18 protein-coding genes are annotated in these 16,054 nt (G+C 68.4%); 13 read left to right on the top strand and 5 right to left on the bottom strand.

All coding sequences use genetic code 11. The features are described 5' to 3' along the window. The first annotated feature begins 158 nt into the window (after positions 1-158). Together QE452_RS04240 and QE452_RS04245 are read left to right on the top strand one after the other, a co-directional pair. The gene (locus QE452_RS04240) at positions 159-2,108 is read left to right on the top strand and encodes an SPOR domain-containing protein (RefSeq protein ID WP_309659885.1); all 1,950 of its coding nucleotides are present in this window, start codon (positions 159-161) and stop codon (positions 2,106-2,108) included. A gap of 29 nt (positions 2,109-2,137) precedes the next feature. Next, the gene (locus QE452_RS04245) at positions 2,138-3,304 is read left to right on the top strand and encodes a deoxyguanosinetriphosphate triphosphohydrolase (protein ID WP_309659884.1); all 1,167 of its coding nucleotides are present in this window, start codon (positions 2,138-2,140) and stop codon (positions 3,302-3,304) included. Positions 3,305-3,729: 425 nt separating this feature from the next. Here the strand turns inward: QE452_RS04245 and QE452_RS04250 are convergent, their stop codons facing one another. Further along, positions 3,730-4,017, bottom strand: a complete 288-nt coding sequence (locus tag QE452_RS04250) for a hypothetical protein (protein WP_309659883.1) — start codon at positions 4,015-4,017, stop codon at positions 3,730-3,732. Positions 4,018-4,207: 190 nt separating this feature from the next. Between QE452_RS04250 and argS the strand changes: the two genes are divergently transcribed. Genes argS through tatC form a run of 8 tightly spaced genes read left to right on the top strand, consistent with a single transcriptional unit; the run spans position 4,208 to position 10,457 of the window. After that, positions 4,208-5,932 (top strand): arginine--tRNA ligase, encoded by a 1,725-nt coding sequence (argS, locus tag QE452_RS04255; protein WP_309659882.1) that lies wholly within the window; start codon positions 4,208-4,210, stop codon positions 5,930-5,932. Between the two features lie 3 nt (positions 5,933-5,935). Beyond that, positions 5,936-6,661: an SPOR domain-containing protein gene (locus tag QE452_RS04260; RefSeq protein ID WP_309659881.1), complete on the top strand. Its 726-nt coding sequence runs from the start codon at positions 5,936-5,938 to the stop codon at positions 6,659-6,661. Between the two features lie 14 nt (positions 6,662-6,675). Continuing rightward, complete coding sequence (gene nagZ / locus QE452_RS04265) at positions 6,676-7,674, top strand: beta-N-acetylhexosaminidase (RefSeq protein ID WP_309659880.1); 999 nt, start codon at positions 6,676-6,678, stop codon at positions 7,672-7,674. A gap of 7 nt (positions 7,675-7,681) precedes the next feature. Beyond that, positions 7,682-8,407, top strand: coding sequence for a ScpA family protein (locus QE452_RS04270; RefSeq protein WP_309659879.1), 726 nt, complete (start codon positions 7,682-7,684; stop codon positions 8,405-8,407). Beyond that, complete coding sequence (scpB, locus tag QE452_RS04275; RefSeq protein ID WP_309659878.1) at positions 8,404-8,970, top strand: SMC-Scp complex subunit ScpB; 567 nt, start codon at positions 8,404-8,406, stop codon at positions 8,968-8,970. Before QE452_RS04270 ends, scpB begins: the two co-directional genes overlap by 4 nt. Before the next feature lie 28 nt (positions 8,971-8,998). Continuing rightward, a complete protein-coding gene (locus QE452_RS04280) occupies positions 8,999-9,244 on the top strand; it encodes a twin-arginine translocase TatA/TatE family subunit (protein WP_125993900.1) in 246 nt (81 codons plus the stop codon). 29 nt (positions 9,245-9,273) lie between these two features. Next, positions 9,274-9,675 carry a Sec-independent protein translocase protein TatB gene (gene tatB / locus QE452_RS04285; RefSeq protein WP_309659877.1) on the top strand — a complete coding sequence of 134 codons (402 nt, stop codon included), beginning with the start codon at positions 9,274-9,276 and terminating at the stop codon, positions 9,673-9,675. After that, positions 9,672-10,457: a twin-arginine translocase subunit TatC gene (tatC, locus tag QE452_RS04290; protein ID WP_309659876.1), complete on the top strand. Its 786-nt coding sequence runs from the start codon at positions 9,672-9,674 to the stop codon at positions 10,455-10,457. Before tatB ends, tatC begins: the two co-directional genes overlap by 4 nt. A gap of 15 nt (positions 10,458-10,472) precedes the next feature. Here tatC and QE452_RS04295 read toward each other — a convergent pair whose 3' ends face one another. The 4 genes from QE452_RS04295 to QE452_RS04310 form a co-directional block, all read right to left on the bottom strand. Continuing rightward, the gene (locus QE452_RS04295; protein ID WP_309659875.1) at positions 10,473-11,561 is read right to left on the bottom strand and encodes an AI-2E family transporter; all 1,089 of its coding nucleotides are present in this window, start codon (positions 11,559-11,561) and stop codon (positions 10,473-10,475) included. 112 nt (positions 11,562-11,673) lie between these two features. Then, complete coding sequence (locus QE452_RS04300; RefSeq protein WP_125993896.1) at positions 11,674-11,808, bottom strand: entericidin A/B family lipoprotein; 135 nt, start codon at positions 11,806-11,808, stop codon at positions 11,674-11,676. A 259-nt stretch (positions 11,809-12,067) separates the two neighbouring features. Continuing rightward, on the bottom strand, positions 12,068-13,696 hold the full coding sequence (locus QE452_RS04305) for a sensor histidine kinase (protein ID WP_309729650.1): 1,629 nt from the start codon (positions 13,694-13,696) through the stop codon (positions 12,068-12,070). Positions 13,697-13,705: 9 nt separating this feature from the next. Next, positions 13,706-13,906, bottom strand: a complete 201-nt coding sequence (locus QE452_RS04310) for a NepR family anti-sigma factor (RefSeq protein ID WP_309659873.1) — start codon at positions 13,904-13,906, stop codon at positions 13,706-13,708. A gap of 241 nt (positions 13,907-14,147) precedes the next feature. On the opposite strand from QE452_RS04310, the gene QE452_RS04315 reads away from it, so the two are divergent. The 3 genes from QE452_RS04315 to QE452_RS04325 all read left to right on the top strand — a co-directional run bounded on the left by QE452_RS04315 (position 14,148) and on the right by QE452_RS04325 (position 15,913). After that, positions 14,148-14,942, top strand: coding sequence for a response regulator (locus QE452_RS04315; RefSeq protein WP_309659872.1), 795 nt, complete (start codon positions 14,148-14,150; stop codon positions 14,940-14,942). Positions 14,943-15,040: 98 nt separating this feature from the next. Next, positions 15,041-15,178, top strand: a complete 138-nt coding sequence (locus tag QE452_RS04320; RefSeq protein ID WP_309659871.1) for a hypothetical protein — start codon at positions 15,041-15,043, stop codon at positions 15,176-15,178. 87 nt (positions 15,179-15,265) lie between these two features. Beyond that, entirely contained in the window at positions 15,266-15,913 is a 648-nt protein-coding gene (locus tag QE452_RS04325; protein ID WP_125993894.1) for a sigma-70 family RNA polymerase sigma factor, read from the top strand. Positions 15,914-16,054 lie beyond the last annotated feature (141 nt).

Genomic DNA, 16,054 nt, shown 5'->3' on the forward strand with positions numbered 1-16,054 from the left:
GCCCGGCCTGACCCATGGTCGGCGCGTAGTGCGTCGTCGGCCCATTGCCGCCCGCCCGTTGCCACCCGTCTTGTCGTCATCTCGGCCCGTTTGGTCGCACCGGCGGGCCTTGTGACATTGCCGGTTCATCCCGGCTGGGCTGTAGCCGGATCGATCCCATGAAGCCGCTTTTTCTCTCGACCGCCGCGCTCGCGCTTGTTGCCGCCTTGGCGCCCCTTCCTCTGGCCGCGCAGGCGGTGGTGCAGCCGCTCCACCGAACGCTCGCGGACGATCTCGGCGATGTGATGCGCCGGCTCGCCAGCGATCCGCGCGACCTGAACGCGCTGGTCGAGGCGGGCGACCTGTCGATTCGCATGGGCGACCTGTCCGCCGCCGCCTCGCTGTTTGCCCGCGCCGACAAGATCGCCCCGCGCGACGGTCGGGTGAAGGCCGGCATGGGATCGGTGCTGGTCCGCTCCGAACGGCCGGGCGAGGCGCTGCGCTTCTTCCAGCAGGCGGAAAGCTTCGGCGTCGCGCCATCGCGATTCGCGGCGGATCGCGGCCTCGCCTATGACCTGATCGGCGAGCAGGCGAGGGCGCAGGCGGATTACCGGCTGGCGCTGGCGCAGGACCGCGACGACGAGACGCTGCGCCGCTATGCGCTGTCGCTCGGCATTTCGGGCCAGCAGGCGCAGGCGCTCGAGCAACTCGATCCGCTGGTCCGCCGTCAGGACCGCGCCGCCTGGCGTGCCCGCGCCTTCGTCATGGCGATGAGCGGCGACACGGCCGGCGCGAACAAGATCGCGACCACGATGATGCCGACGACGATGGCGCAGGGGCTGGGTGCTTTCTTCCAGCGCCTGCCGACGCTGTCCGCCGCCGATCGCGCCTTCGCGGTGCATTTCGGCGAGATCTTCGCCACGCCGGAGCGGGTCGCCGATGCGCGCCTGATCCCGCCGCTGCCGCCGCTGGCGCGCCAGGCCAATGCGCCGGTGCAGGTCGCCGCCACCAGCACGGTCCAGCCGGTCGAGAGCAGCCGCAGGTCGACCCGCCGTCGCGAACCCGTCGCTACCCGGCCAGTGACCAGCCGCCCCGTGCAGGTCGCCGCCGCGCCGGTCGTGACCATGGCCCCGTCGCGCGAGGTGGTGCAGCCCGTACCCGCGCAGCCGGTCGCTACGCCTGCGCCCACGGCGGTGGCATCGGTTCAGCCGGTCCAGGCCCCCGTGCCGAGGTTCGCGCCGCCGTTGCCGGTGGTGCAGCCGGTGCCGGTCCAGCCCTACCGCGTCGAGACGGCCGAGACGCCGCCAGCCCGTGTCGCACCGGTCGAATCGAGCGCATCGACGCGGCGGACCGATGCGGTGCTGGCGCGGATCGTCGCCAGCCTGTCGATCCCGGCGTCCGAACTGGGCGTCGAGGAACCGGTCCGCGCCGTCACCCAGTCGCCACGTCCGGAGGAGCCCGCCGGCCTCGCCACCGCGCCGGCCTCGGATATCGGGCACCGCGTGATGACCGAGGCTACGGCCAAGGAAGCCCGCGATACCGCCGTCCGCCGCGTCGTCGCGGCGCGGCTGACCGGCGATGCCGCCGCGGATGACGCCGCCCCGGCCAAGCCGCGCACGGCGGCCGAACGCCGCGCGGCCGAGCGTCTAGCCAAGGCGGAAGCCGCGCCCAAGACCGCTGCCGAGCGTCGGGCGGCGGCGCGCCTCGCCAAGGCGGAGGCCGCAGCGCAGGCCGCGCCCAAGACGCCGGCCGAACGCCGTGCGGCCGCCCGCAAGGCCGAGGCGGAGAAGAAGGCCGCCGCCGAGAAGAAGGCCCTGGCCGACAAGGAAGCGGCGGAGAAGAAGGCGGCCCGCGCCCATCCGTCGCGGATCTGGGTGCAGGTGGCGGGCGGCGCGAATGCCGACGACCTGCCCAAGGCGTGGAAGGGGGCGCAGGGCAAGGCGTCGGCGCTCAAGAGCCGGTCGGCCTATGCGACCAAGAATCGTGCCTCCAACCGCGTGCTGACCGGCCCGTTCAAGACCGATGCGGAGGCACGCGCCTTCGTCAATCAGCTCGCGAAGGAGGGCGTCTCGGCTTTCTCCTTCACCAGCGATGCCGGTCAGCCGGTGACCAAGCTGCCGGCGAAATAAGCGCCGATATCCAACGGGGGAATGGCAAAGTGACGATCGCACCCTGGGCGTCGGACCCGGCGCGAAGCCGGGGGCGGCGGCATGACGAGCAGCGCGACGGTCAGGTCCGGGGGCCGCGCGACGCGTTCCAGCGCGACCGCGACCGGATCATCCACTCGATCAGCTTCCGTCGCTTGCGCCACAAGACACAGGTCTTCATGGCGCCGGACGGCGACCATTTCCGTGTCCGCCTGACCCATAGCATCGAAGTGGCGCAGATCGGCCGGACGATCGCGCGCGCGCTGGGCCTGAACGAGGACCTGACCGAGGCTTTGTGCCTGGCGCATGACATCGGCCATCCCCCCTTCGGCCATGCCGGCGAGGATGCGCTGAAGGCGGCGATGTCCGAAGCCGGCGGCTTCGACCATAATGGCCATACGCTCAGGGTGTTGACCGAGCTGGAAAGCCCCTATCCGCTGTGGAACGGGCTCAACCTCAGCTGGGAGACGCTGGAGGGGCTGGCCAAGCATAACGGCCCGGTCCGTCATCCCGGCTGGGCGCTGGCACAGGCGGATGCGGAGTTTCCGCTCGAACTGGGGCACCATGCCTCGCTGGAGGCGCAGGTCGCGGCGATCGCCGACGATATCGCCTATGACAATCACGATATCGACGACGGCTTGCGCGCGGGCTTGCTGACGCTCGACCAGTTGCTGGCGGTGCCGGTGGTGGCGCAGACCTGGGACGGGGTGCGGCGGCGCTTCCCGGACGGCCATCCGGTGCGACTGGCGCGCGAGCTGGTGCGGACGCAGATCGGGGCGATGGTCACCGACCTGCTTGCGGAGACACAGGCGCGGATCGCGGATAGCGGCGTTCGGGATGTCGCCGATGTCCGGGCCGCCGGCCGGACCCTGGTCGGCTTCTCCGAGGAGATGCGGACGGCGGAGCGCGACCTCAAGCGTTTCATGTACGCCAATCTCTATCATCACCCGGTCCAGCTTGCGGCGGCGGACGCGGCGCGGGACGTGGTGAGCGGGCTGTTCGCGACCTATTCGGCCGATCCCGCCGCCATGCCGGTCGAATGGCGGGAGCGCCTGCCGCAGGCGGAACCGGCGCGCAGCCGGCACATCGCCGACTTCATCGCGGGGATGACGGATCGCTATGCGATCACCCGGTACCGCGAACTGGTCGGGCCGATCGACTTGCCCGAAGGTTTCTGAACGTTTCTTCGTTCATGTGAAGCAGCGAAGAGAAACGGATTCTGGGCGCAGGGGACGCCGAGGCCGTCCGTCCGCCGGCTCGCCGGTTTCCCCCATCACCAGCTTGGAGCAGGATGGCATCGGGTTGACCCATGCCGTCATTGCGAGCGCAGCGAAGCAATCCATGGCCACGCGTGACGCTTCGGATGGCTTCGCTGCGATCGCAATGACGATCCCGAGTCAAGGTCATGTCATCGCGTTCTAAATGATGACTCCGCGCTATTGCCCGCCGGCTGTCTCTGCGCCTCTCCACGAGCCTAATCCTCATCGCGACCCCTCGCGAACGCAATCATCCAGGCAAAAAAAGAGGCCGCCGGTCACCCGGCAGCCCCCTTTTGCCCATGCCACCTGATACGCTGGCGGCATGCGATACGAGATCGCGAAGATCAGAGCGCCGTATTGGCGTCCTTCGCGGCGCCCGCCGCATCGGCGACGCGGAAGGCGACCGGGGCTTCGCCCGAACGGCCGGTCACGCGACCGTTACGGACGACCAGGCGGAACGACTTGCCGTCCTCGACGCGGTGGCCGGAGATGACCTTGGCGCCATGATCCTCGTCGGCGGTGTAGATATAGGTCTGACCCTCATGCGTGAAGCGGTGCTCCTGCGGCGCGGCGAAGGCGACCGACGCGGTGAAGGTAGCCGCAACCGCGGCGAAGATGCTGATCTTGCGCATGATGTCTGTCCCGTTGGAGAAGGGCGGAAGAGCGTCTTGTCCGCCGCGTGACCGTTGACGACTAAATTATTGCAACGCAGCATATCCGCAACTGCAAAGGCTCCGCGCTTGGTTGCAGGAAATGCAACAGCGTTTGAGCCCGCCGGGCTTTGGCGTTAAGGGCTGGGACTCCACCCAGTATCGGACGACCATGACGCTCTACACCCGCTTCGCCGCCCATATCGATGCCGCGCTCGACACCCTGACCGCTGCTGGCGTGCTGCCCGGCGGGATCGACCGCCGCAACGTGACGGTGGAGCCGCCGCGCGACGCCTCGCACGGCGATCTCGCGACCAATGCGGCGATGGTGCTGGCCAAGGCGGCGGGCGCGAAGCCGCGCGACCTGGCGGAAGCGCTGGCGACCGAGCTGCGCAAGCTGCCCGAGGTGGCGCGCGTCGACATCGCCGGGCCGGGCTTCATCAACATGGTGCTGACCGACGACAGCTGGCGCGACGAACTCGCCGCCGTCCATGCGGGGGGCGCGGACTATGGCCGCTCGACCACGGGCCATGGCGTCACCGTCAATATCGAATATGTCTCCGCCAACCCGACCGGGCCGATGCACATGGGCCATTGCCGCGGCGCGGTGGTGGGCGATGCGCTCGCCAGCCTGCTGGAGTTCGCCGGGCATAAGGTGATCCGCGAATATTATGTCAACGATGCCGGCGGCCAGGTCGATGTGCTCGCCCGCTCGGTGCATTGCCGCTATCTGGAAGCGCTGGGCCAGTCGGTGACCATCCCCGAGGGGCTTTATCCGGGCGATTATCTGGTCCCGGTCGGCGAGGCGCTGGCCGCCGAATTCGGCGATCGCTATGCCGCCGCGCCCGAGGGGGAGTGGCTGGCGCTGTTCCGCACCCGCGCCGTCGCGGCGATGATGGAACTGATCAAGGCCGATCTGGCCTTGCTCGGCATCCATCACGACCTGTTCTCCTCCGAGGCCGAGTTGCAGGCCGCCGGCAAGCCCGAGGCGGCGGAGGCCGAGCTGCGCGCGCGCGATCTCGTCTATGACGGCGTGCTGGAAGCGCCCAAGGGCGAGACGCCCGAGGATTGGGAGCCGGTGGAACTGCCGCTGTTCCGCTCGACCGCGTTCGGCGACGACCAGGACCGGCCGATCAAGAAGTCGAACGGCAGCTGGACCTATTTCGGCGCGGACTTGGCCTATCATTACCAGAAGGCGCAATCCGCCGACCAGTTGATCGACATCTGGGGCGCGGACCATGCCGGCACCGTCAAGCGCATCCAGGCGGCGGTCGCGGCGCTGACCGGCGGCAAGACCCGCTTCGACGTCAAGCTGATCCAGATGGTGCGGCTGCTGCGCGGCGGCGAGCCGGTCAAGATGTCCAAGCGCGCCGGCAATTTCGTCACGCTCGCCGATGTGGTGCGCGAGGTCGGCAAGGACGTGGTGCGCTTCACCATGCTGACCCGGCGCGCCGATGCGCAGATGGATTTCGACTTCGCCAAGGTCGTCGAGGCGTCGAAGGACAATCCGGTCTTCTACGTGCAATATGCCCATGCGCGCATCGCCTCGCTGCATCGTCGTGCCGCCGAGGCGGGGATCACCGGTGGCGAGGCCGATCTTTCGCGGCTCGACGCGGAGGAGCTGGCGCTGGTCAAGCTGGCCGCGCAATTCCCGCGCATCGTCGAGACGGCGGCGGCGACTCGCGAGCCGCATCGCATCGCCTTCTACCTCTACGACCTCGCCGCCGCCTTCCACGCGGCATGGAATGTCGGCAATGATCGGCCGGATCGCCGCTTCCTGGTGGTGGAGGATGCCGAGGCGACGCGCGCGCGGCTTTTCCTGGCGGCCGGAATCGGGCAGATCATCCACAATGGCCTGGCGATCATGGGCGTCGAAGCCGTGTCGGAGATGAACTGATTTATGGTCGACCACCTATCGCTGCGCGACGAGGACCGGCTGCCCTGGTTGGAGACCGTCGATCCCGACGAGGAGGAGGGATCGTCGATCCTACGCTTCGTCGCCTATGTGGTGCTGGTGCTGGTGGTGGTCGCGGGCATCGCCTTTGCCGTGGTCAATATCTGGCACCGCACGGCGGGCGGCAATGGCGAGCTGATCGCGGCCGAGCCCAATCCCTATAAGGTCAAGCCGGTCGAACCCGGCGGCCTGAAGGTGGAGGGCGAGGGCGATGCCGCAGTCGCGACCAGCGACGGCAAGGCGGCCGGCACCGGCGCGATCGACCTGAGCGCGATCCCCGAGGCGCCGGTGACGGCGACGCCCGCCGCGTCGGCAAGCCCGACCCCGGGCGTGGCAGCGGGCCGCAGCGCCAGCGCCGCCATTCCCGCGCCCGCCGGCAAGCTGGTCGCCGCCACGCCGATGAGCGAGCGTCCGGCCCCCGCCGGCCCCGCGCCGGGCGGATCGCTGGTGCAGCTCGGCGCCTATCCCTCGGAAAGCCTGACCAATGCGGCCTGGGACCGCTTCACCAAGCGGTTCAGCTATCTCGCGCCGCTGGGCAAGGTGGTGCAGCCGGTCGCGAAGGACGGCAAGACGCTCTATCGCCTGCGCGTCAATGCGGGCAGCGCCAACCAGGCGGCGCAGCTCTGCGGCCGGTTGAAGGTCGCGGGCGAAAGCTGTTTCGTCGCGAGCTGATCGGGGGCGGAGCGATGACGCCGATCATCGTCGGTCTGACCGGTCCGCAGGTGACGCCGGCGGAGCGCGCGGCGGTCCGCCGGGTCGCGCCGGCCGGGTTCATCCTGTTCGCGCGCAACATCGTCGATCCCGTGCAGCTTCGCGCGCTGACCGACGATCTGCGTGACCTGAGCGGGCGCGACGACCTCGCGATCCTGATCGACCAGGAGGGCGGGCCGGTCGCGCGCCTGCGGCCGCCACACTGGCCGGAGACGCTGGCTGCCGCCCGCTTCGCCGATGCCTATGTCCGGGCGCCAATGACCGCGATCCGGGCGCTGCGTGCGCAGGGCCAGGCGGTCGGGCGGATGCTGGCGGAGGGCGGGATCACGATGAACGCCGCGCCGGTGCTCGATCTCGCCCGGTCCGGCGCAACGGCGGCACTGGCCGAGCGATGCCTAGGCGCGGAGCCGATGCAGGTCGCCGCGCTCGGCCGCGCGATGCTCGACGGACTGGCGGCGGGCGGCGTCACCGGGATCGTCAAGCACTGGCCCGGCCATGGCCGCGCGACCTGCGATCCGCATCATGCACTGCCGGTGGTGGAGGCCGATGACGATTCGCTGGCCGCCGATCTCTCGCCCTTCCGCACGCTGGCAAGGATCGCCAAGGCCGGAATGACGGCCCATGCACTCTACCCGGTCTGGGACGACGCACGACCGGCGACGCTGTCGCCGACGATCGTCCGGACCGTCATTCGCGAGCGGCTGGGCTTTCAGGGCCTGTTGCTGTCGGACGATCTGCACATGGGCGCGCTGAACGGCGACCTGCGCGCGCGGGCCGGGGCCGCGATCGGGGCAGGGTGCGATCTGGCGCTGTGCTGCGCGGCGACACCGGAGCAATGGGCGGAACTGGCGGCCGACCTGCCTCCCGCCGGTCCGGCGACGATGCGGCGCCTGGCCGAGGCGATGCCGGCTCCGGGGCAGGGCGACATGGCCGCGCTGATCGCCGAGCGCGACGTGTTGCTCGCGGCGGCGTGACCGGGCGGTGGCCGAACCGGAGCAACTGACCCTCGACCTCGATGGCTGGGAGGGGCCGCTCGACCTGCTGCTCAATCTCGCGCGAAGCCAGAAGGTCGATCTGCGCCGCATCTCGATCCTCGCGCTGGTCGAGCAATATCTCGCCTTCGTCGCGCGGGCGGCGGCGTTGCGGCTGGAGCTGGCCGCCGATTATCTGGTGATGGCGGCGTGGCTGGCCTATCTCAAGTCCGCGCTGCTGCTGCCCCGCGAGGCCGATCCGGACCCCGATCCGGAACTGCTGGCGCTGCAACTCCAGATGCGGCTCGAACGGCTGGACGCGATGCGCGAGGCGGGGGCGCGGCTGGTCGCGCGCGACCGGCTGGGTCGGGACGTCTTCGCCCGGGGGATGCCGGAGGGGCTGCGCACCGATCGCCGCGCCGACTGGCAGGTCGACCTCTATCAACTGATCGCCGCCTATGGCCGGGTGTCGGCGCGCACCCGGCCGGTCTTCCATGTCGTTGCCGACCGGCAGGTGATGACGCTGGAGGCGGCGCTGGAGCGGGTGTCGGCGCTGCTCGGCGTGACGCTCGACTGGCGCGCGCTGGAAAGCTTCCTGCCGCCTTCGGCCGGGGCGTTGCGGCGATCAGCGATCGCATCGAGCTTCCTCGCGGCGCTGGAACTGGCGCGGCAGGGGCGGGTCGAGTTGCGCCAGGCCGCGCCGTTCGCGCCGCTCTACCTCCGGGCGCCGGCATGACCCCGCCCGACGCTTTGGTCCGCGCCGTGGAGGCGGTGCTGTTCGCCGCCGAGACGCCGCTGACCGTCGAGGCGATCCGCGCCCATGTGGCGGCGGACCCCCGCCCGGCGCTGGCGCAATTGCAGGCCGATTATGCGGGACGCGGCATCCAGCTGGTCCGGCGCGGCGACCGCTGGCTGTTCCAGACGGCGGCCGATCTCGCCCATCTGCTCCGCCGCACCAGCGAGGAGCGGCGGTCGCTGTCGCGGGCGGGGGTCGAGACGCTGGCGATCATCGCCTATCACGAGCCGACCACCCGCGCGGAGATCGAGGCGATCCGCGGCGTGCAGATTTCCAAGGGCACGCTGGACGTGCTTCTGGAGGCGGGCTGGATTCGCCCCGCCGGCCGCCGCGAGGTGCCGGGCCGACCGCTGACCTATGCCACCACGCCGACCTTCCTGACCCATTTTGGCCTGGCCAGCCGGCGCGATCTGCCGGGGATCGACGATCTGCGCGCGGCCGGTCTGCTTGATCCGGTCGATCTTTCCACGGAGCGGCTGGAAAAGCCCGGCGATAGCGCTTAGATGCAGGGTGTCTTCAGGAGTTAAGCCAATGGGCAGCTTCAGCCCGATCCATCTGCTCGTTCTTGCCGTCGTCGCCATCCTGCTCTTGGGCGGCGGGCGATTTTCGAACCTGATGGGCGATGTCGCCAAGGGTGTGAAGAATTTCAAGAAGGGCATGGCCGAGGAGGACGATACCTCCAAGCCCGCCAAGCGCATCGAGGCGCAAAGCAAGGCGGAGCCCGCCTTCGACCCGGACGGCAATCGCACCCGCGATACGCTGCGCGACGACCGCTGATATTGTCCTCTCCGCTGGGGCGCGGCTGAATGTTCGATATCGCGCCGACCGAGCTGATGCTCGTGGCCATCGTGGCGCTGGTGGTGATTGGTCCCAAGGACCTGCCCAAGGCGATGCGGGTGGTCGGCTATTGGGTGGGCCGCGCGCGCGGCGTCGCCCGCCAGTTTCGCTCGGGCTTCGACCAGATGGTCCGCGAGGCCGAGCTGGAGGAGATGGAGAAGCGCTGGGCGGCGGAGAATGAGCGCATCATGCGCGAACATCCCGCACCGCCCCCGGCCGATCCGATGCCCGATGCGCCGGGGGAGGTGAGCCACGCCTCGCCGCCGCAGGACGACCCGTACGGCCATGCCGCGCCGGTGATGGTTGAGAAGCCTCAGGTCGCGCCGGCCGAGACGCCGACGCCCGGCAAGTCCGAAGGGGCCGCGTCGTGAGCGATACCGAACATCTCGACGAGGTCGATGCCAGCCGCGCGCCGCTGCTCGACCATCTGATCGAACTGCGCCGTCGCCTGCTCTATTGCATCGCGGCACTGGCGGTGGCCTTTGCCATCTCCTTCTATTTTGCCGACCGCATCTTCGCCTTCCTGGTCCAGCCGCTGCTGCGCGCGGGGCAGGGGACAGTGATCTATACCGAGATTTTCGAGGCCTTCTTCGTCCAGGTGAAGGTCGCCTTCTTCGCGGCGATGATGATCGCCTTTCCGATCATCGCCAATCAGCTCTGGCAGTTCGTCGCCCCGGGCCTGTACCGCAAGGAACGGCGCGCGCTGTTGCCCTTCCTGTTCGCGACGCCGCTGCTGTTCGCGCTGGGGGCCGCGTTGGCCTATTATGTCGCCATTCCGATGGCGCTGCACTTCCTGCTCGGCTTCGACGGCGTGGTCGGCGGCGTGAAGCGCGAGGCGCTGCCGGCGATCGGCAACTACCTGTCCTTCATCATGCAATTCCTGTTCGGCTTCGGTCTGTCCTTCCTGCTGCCGGTGCTGTTGATGCTGCTGGAGCGGGCCGGGATCGTCTCGCGCCAGGGGCTGATCAAGGCGCGGCGCTATGCGATCGTCGGCGCGACGGCGATCGCGGCGGTGCTGACACCGCCCGACCTGATGAGCCAGGTGCTGCTCGCCGTGCCGCTGATCCTGCTCTACGAGCTGGCGATCATCGGCATCTGGTTCACCGAGCGCCGCCGCGCGCGCGAGGGGGCCGCCCTAAGCGCGGAGGATTGAGGGGCGGGGCGGCGATCATCCGCCCGCCTCGCTATTCACCCGCACCGGCTCGGCGCGGCGGTCCTCGGTCAGGATCTGCCAGCCAGTCATGAACAGCGCGCCGGCCAGCGGCCCGACCACGATGCCGCTCAGGCCGATCAGGTCGATGCCACCCAGCGTCGTCACCAGCACCATCCAGTCCGGCAGGCCCGTGTCGCGGCCGACCAGGATCGGGCGCAGGATATTGTCGGCCAGCCCGATCACGAACACGCCCGACAGGATCACCACCACCGCCTGCCAGATCGCGCCGGTGGCGAGCAGGTAGATGGCGACCGGCGTCCAGATGATCGCCGGACCGACCGCCGGCAGCAGTGCCGTGATCGCCATCAGCACGCCCCAGAGCAGGGCTGCCGGCACGCCGACGATCCAGAAGGTCGCGGCACCCAATGCGCCCTGCACCAGCGCGACGACGCCCGATCCCTTGATCGTGGCGCGCACCACGGCCACGAACTTGTCGCTCAGCCGCTCGGCGACGTCGCGGCGGAGCGGCAGGGCGCGGACCACCGCCGGGCCGATCGAATCGCCGTCCCGCAGCAGGAAGAAGGTGACGTAGAGGCCGACGCCGAACGCCAGCAGGAAGGAGGCGGCATTGGCCCCGATCGACAGCGCCTGACGGGCGATGGTGCTGACGCTGCTGCTCACCGCCTGCGACAGCTTGGCCTGGACCCGTTCGAAACTGTCGAAGCCGGACCGGTCGACCAGATTCTGGATACGGTCGGGCAGGGCGTCATGGACCTGGTGGAAGTAGAGCGCGAAATCGATATTGCCCGAGCGCATCTGCGCATAGACGCCGACCGACTGGTCGATGACGAGGCTGGCAACGATCAGCGCGGGGATGACGACCGCCACGGTGATGATGAGCAGCGATACCGCTGCCGCCATCGTCCGCCGTTCCGGCCAGCGGCGCAGAAGGCGCTGGAATAGCGGCTGGAACAGCAGCGCCGCCAACGCGGCCCAGAGCAGTGCGCCAATGAAGCTGGAGACGATCAGCAACAGCCCGATGGTGGCAAGCACCAGGAACAGGATCAGTCCGCCCTGTTCGATCCGGCGTCCGTCGGTGGTCATTCGGCCTAGCCTTTCAGAAATAATGTCGCGGGGGTGATGGAGCCGAGCCGGAAACGCAAGGAGCCTCCGAACCCTGGCGGGCTCGGAGGCTCCTGTCATGTCGCCTTAGCGTTTACTTGGCGTCGTCGGCCGTCTTGGCGACGGTCTTGCCCGCCGAGCTCACATCCTTGCCGGCGCCCTCGATCGTGTTGCAGGCCGAGACGAGCAACGCGCTAGCGACGATGGCGAGACCAACCAGTTTACGCATAAGAACCTCCAGTATGTAGATGCCGATAACGCAATGATCCGCCGGCTTTTTCGTTCCGCAAACGATATGGCCGATACGCTGACTGGAAGAAGATTGGGGATGCCTGAAAACGTTAAAGGCCTGAAAGCGTCACCGGGGGGGGGGGGGTGACGCCTTCAGGCCTATGTCGTGGACCGCGAGAGCGGGGGGGCATAAGGTCGCGATCCGTGCTGTAAAACCCGCCTCCGTCCGGCCGGTTCCATGGTCGCGCGAAGTTTTTTCAGTCGCGTCCGGTGACGGAAAAGGCGATTTCATAGGCCCCGGTCAGCGGGTCGTGGTGGAGCTTCGAGCGGAGCTGGCGCGAGAGCCCCTCCATCACCCGGCCATAGCGGGTACTCGCCAACTCGCGCAGCAGGTCGCCATCGACCAGCGCCCGCGACACGACGCGGAGCACGGCGCGCTCCGCCTGCTCGTCGGGCTTGATCGAAACACGGATCTGTGCGGCGGGGTCGCAGCTCGTCGCCAGCTCGATCATCTCGGTGATGAGGAACGCCAGGGCGACCGCCACGTCCTGATTGACCAGAAAGGCGTCGACATCCAGCGTGATGCCGATCGCATGGGCCCGTTCCGACGCGGTGGCGCGGATGTTGGAGGCGAGTTCGCCGACCATGGTGCGCAGGTTCAGGCCGCGATTGACCTCCATCTCCGCGAAATGATGGCGATGGACGACCGCCAGCGCATCGACCCGGCGCTGGATCGAGGCATAGGCGCCAGTCGCGTCCGGACTCCGCGCGCCGCGTGCATGGAAGGCGATCAGGCTGGAGATCACCTGAAGATTGTTCTTCACCCGGTGATGGACCTCGCGCGTCAGCTTGGTCTGGCGGCGCAATCCCTCCTCCAAACCCGCTTCGTGATCGGCCACCGTCTGGCTGATCGAGCGGAAGGTCTCGCCGAGCTCGCGGATCTCCGGCGCGGGAAGGCTGGTCGCGCGCGAATCAATCACCTCGCCCGGCACATAGGCAGCGACGCTGGCGCGCAACTGTCGCAAGGGACGCAGCAGCAGCCGGTCGACGACCAGCCAGGCGATCCCCGCCGCCGCCGCCCACATCAGCAGCGGCAACAGCAGCGCGACGATCAGCGAGGAGGTGACCGGCGCACTGGGCATCCGGGTACGCAGTTCCAGGTCGGCGATGCCGAGCGGTGTGCGCAATTCCTCCCGCCGCTGAAACGCCCCATCACCCGGCGCCGGCTCCAGCGCCAGCGTCTGGTCGTCGAGCAGCATCTCACTGGAGAAGATGGTCGCGCGGCTGGTCGGCCGGCCGAGCTTGCGCAGGAAGCTTTGCGGGAAGAAGGCGCGGGCCGTGACGTCCGACCGGCCGCCGGTCAGCGACAGGATCAGCCCCTTGCCGGGCAGGACGGCGGCGTTGACCGGTTCGTCCGCTTCCATGTCGACCGGCTGGGGCATGTGCTCGCCGCAGAGCAGGCGACCCTGGCGATCGGCGATCTCGAATCGCGCGCCGGCTGAGGCCTGTTGGGCGAAGACGCCTTGCGCCCTTGCGCAGCTCGGCGCGTCGGCGGGATCGGCGCCGAGCGCGTTCACCGCGACCCGCAACGCGTTCATGTCGCCAACCAGTTCGACGGCGATGGCGCGCGCGCTTTCATTGGCGGCGATGCGCAGGCGCGAGCGCGCCTCAGCATCGGTCAGTCGCGTGATCTGGAGCGTTGCGACGACCGCGATCAGCGCCAGCGGCAGCAACGCACCGCTGAGGATCAGGAAGAGCTTCGCCCCGGTCGGCAAGCGGCCGAACCGATGCCCCTCACCGGGCAGAGCCGGTTCGGCGTTCGGGGCTTCGGCGGTGTCGGTTTGCGTCGGCGGAAGTGTCGAGACCGCAAGTGTGGGATCGGGCATTGCCCGGCGTTAGGACAGCTTGCCGAGCAGGTCGAGCAGGTCGTCCGGAATCTGTTCCTCGACGGTCCGCTGATAGACCGAGCGCAACGCCGTACCCATCTCGCGATCTTTGGTCTCGTCCGGCTGTGCGGCACGACCGGTCGTCCGGCCGGTCGCGCGGGCATCGGCGGGGGTGCGACGCACGCCCTCTTGCTGAATGGTGTCCCGCATCGCAGCCGGCTTCTCGCTATCCTGACCCAACCCGAAAACTTCCCCCTAAGCCCGCTCAAACCGAGGGGCGTGCAGCGACGTGCCGAAATGTCGGCAATGGTTCAACATCGCCGTGAAACCAAACATGCTCTCGATGGTTCCAACAGCGTTCCGAAAAAGTCGGACGTTCGCCACACCATTGCCACAGCATACCCTTCGTGCACAGAAGGGCCGATCAGTCTCCAGGGAGTTTTTAACGCTCATGTCGCTTGGACAGCAACTCGCACCGCACCTTCCTTTCCTGCGGCGCTACGGCCGGGCGCTGACCGGCAGCCAGACCCATGGCGACCAATATGTCCGCGCCACGCTGGAGGCGATCGTCGCGGCGCCCGACCAGTTTCCGCGGGATGTCGATCCGCGTCTCGGCCTCTACCGGATGTTCCAGGGCATCTGGTCCTCGGCCAATTACGATGACCTCGGCGACGAGCCGGAGGCGATCGGCGCCGAGGCGGTGACCCGCGCGCGCCTCTCCCGAATGACGCCGCTGTCGCGCCAGGCGCTGCTGCTCACCGCGATGGAGGGCTTCACACCCGAGGACGCGGCCTATCTGATCGATGTCGAGACCGACGAGGTCGAGCGTCTCGTGTCCGAGGCGCTGGCCGAGATCGAGCAGCAGACCCGCGCCCGCGTGCTCATCATCGAGGACGAGCCGATCATCGCGATGGATATCGAGACGATCGTCCGCGACCTGGGTCATGACGTGACCGGCGTCGCCGTCACCCGCGACGAGGCGGTCGGTCTGGCGATGGAGGATCGGCCGGGCCTGGTGCTCGCCGACATCCAGCTGGCCGACGACAGCTCGGGTATCGATGCGGTCAAGGACATCCTGGCCGAGTTCGAGGTGCCGGTGATCTTCATCACTGCCTTCCCGGAGCGTCTGCTCACCGGCGAGCGGCCGGAGCCGACCTTCCTCATCACCAAGCCGTTCCAGCGCTCGACCGTCAAGGCGGCGATCAGCCAGGCGTTGTTCTTCGACCAGTCGACCGTGCCGGCCTGACCGTAATCCCATCGGGGCGGGCGGCAGCGTCCGCCCCGATGACGCGGAAAAGGTGGAAGGGTTACGGAGCCAAAACGATCCGAAGGGGTTTTATCATCATGGCCGATCCCGAAGACCGCATCCATGTCAGCACCGAAGAGGCGCGCGCCGGATCCACCCCGCATATGACGCGGTACATCCTGCCGATTTCGCTGGCGCTGGTGATCGTGATCTTCGCAGTGATCGTTTTCCGCTAAATATGGCCCCCGGCTGGTAAAGTCGGATCGTGATGACTATTTTCTGCCGGGGCGGGGAACCGTGCCGAGCTCTAAGATCGGATACGAATGACTCAAGCGATGCTGCGCGACGACGATGCTCCCGAGCCCATGGAGGCTCCGGTCGAGCATGTTTCGCTGTCCGACCCGGAATTCAAGACGCAGCTGGCGCAGGTCATTCCGCACCTGCGCGCCTTTGGACGGTCGCTGTCCGGCAGCCGCGATCTCGCCGACGATCTGGTGCAGGAGACGCTGCTCAAGGCGTGGGCGGCACGCAAGCGCTTCCAGGCCGGCACCAACATGCGCGCCTGGACCTTCATCATCCTGCGCAATCTGTACCTGTCGCAGATGCGGCGTGCGCGCTTCAAGGGCGAGTGGGACGATCTGGTCGCCGATCGCATCCTCGCCGCGCCTGCCAGCCAGGATCGCCATGTCGAACTAGGCGACATGCAGCGCGCCCTGATGCATCTGCCGCAGCCGCAGCGCGAGGCGCTGATCCTGGTCGGTGCGGGCGGCTTTGCCTATGAGGAAGCAGCCGAGATCTGTCAGGTCGCGGTCGGCACGATCAAGAGCCGCGTCGCGCGTGGCCGCGTCGCGCTGGAGGCCTTGCTGAGCGAGGGCGCGCTCCCGTCGCGGCGGGATCATGAGACCGACCCGAACAAGACGGCGCTCGACTCCATCATGGGCGATGTGGACCACCTCAGCCGCGGACGTTGAGGGTATACGGCCGGTTTGGTTTCGCCGGCTGATACTATCTAATATAGCGGTCGCTTCCATTGCTCCTGCGAGAACAGGAGCTTGGTGGCGATGCGCGTTCACGCATTTTCAACGTCAAAAGTGGCGACGGGTAGGGGCAAT

Origin of the sequence: Sphingomonas sp. SORGH_AS_0438 (assembly GCF_031453475.1) — a bacterium.
Classification (GTDB): domain Bacteria; phylum Pseudomonadota; class Alphaproteobacteria; order Sphingomonadales; family Sphingomonadaceae; genus Sphingomonas.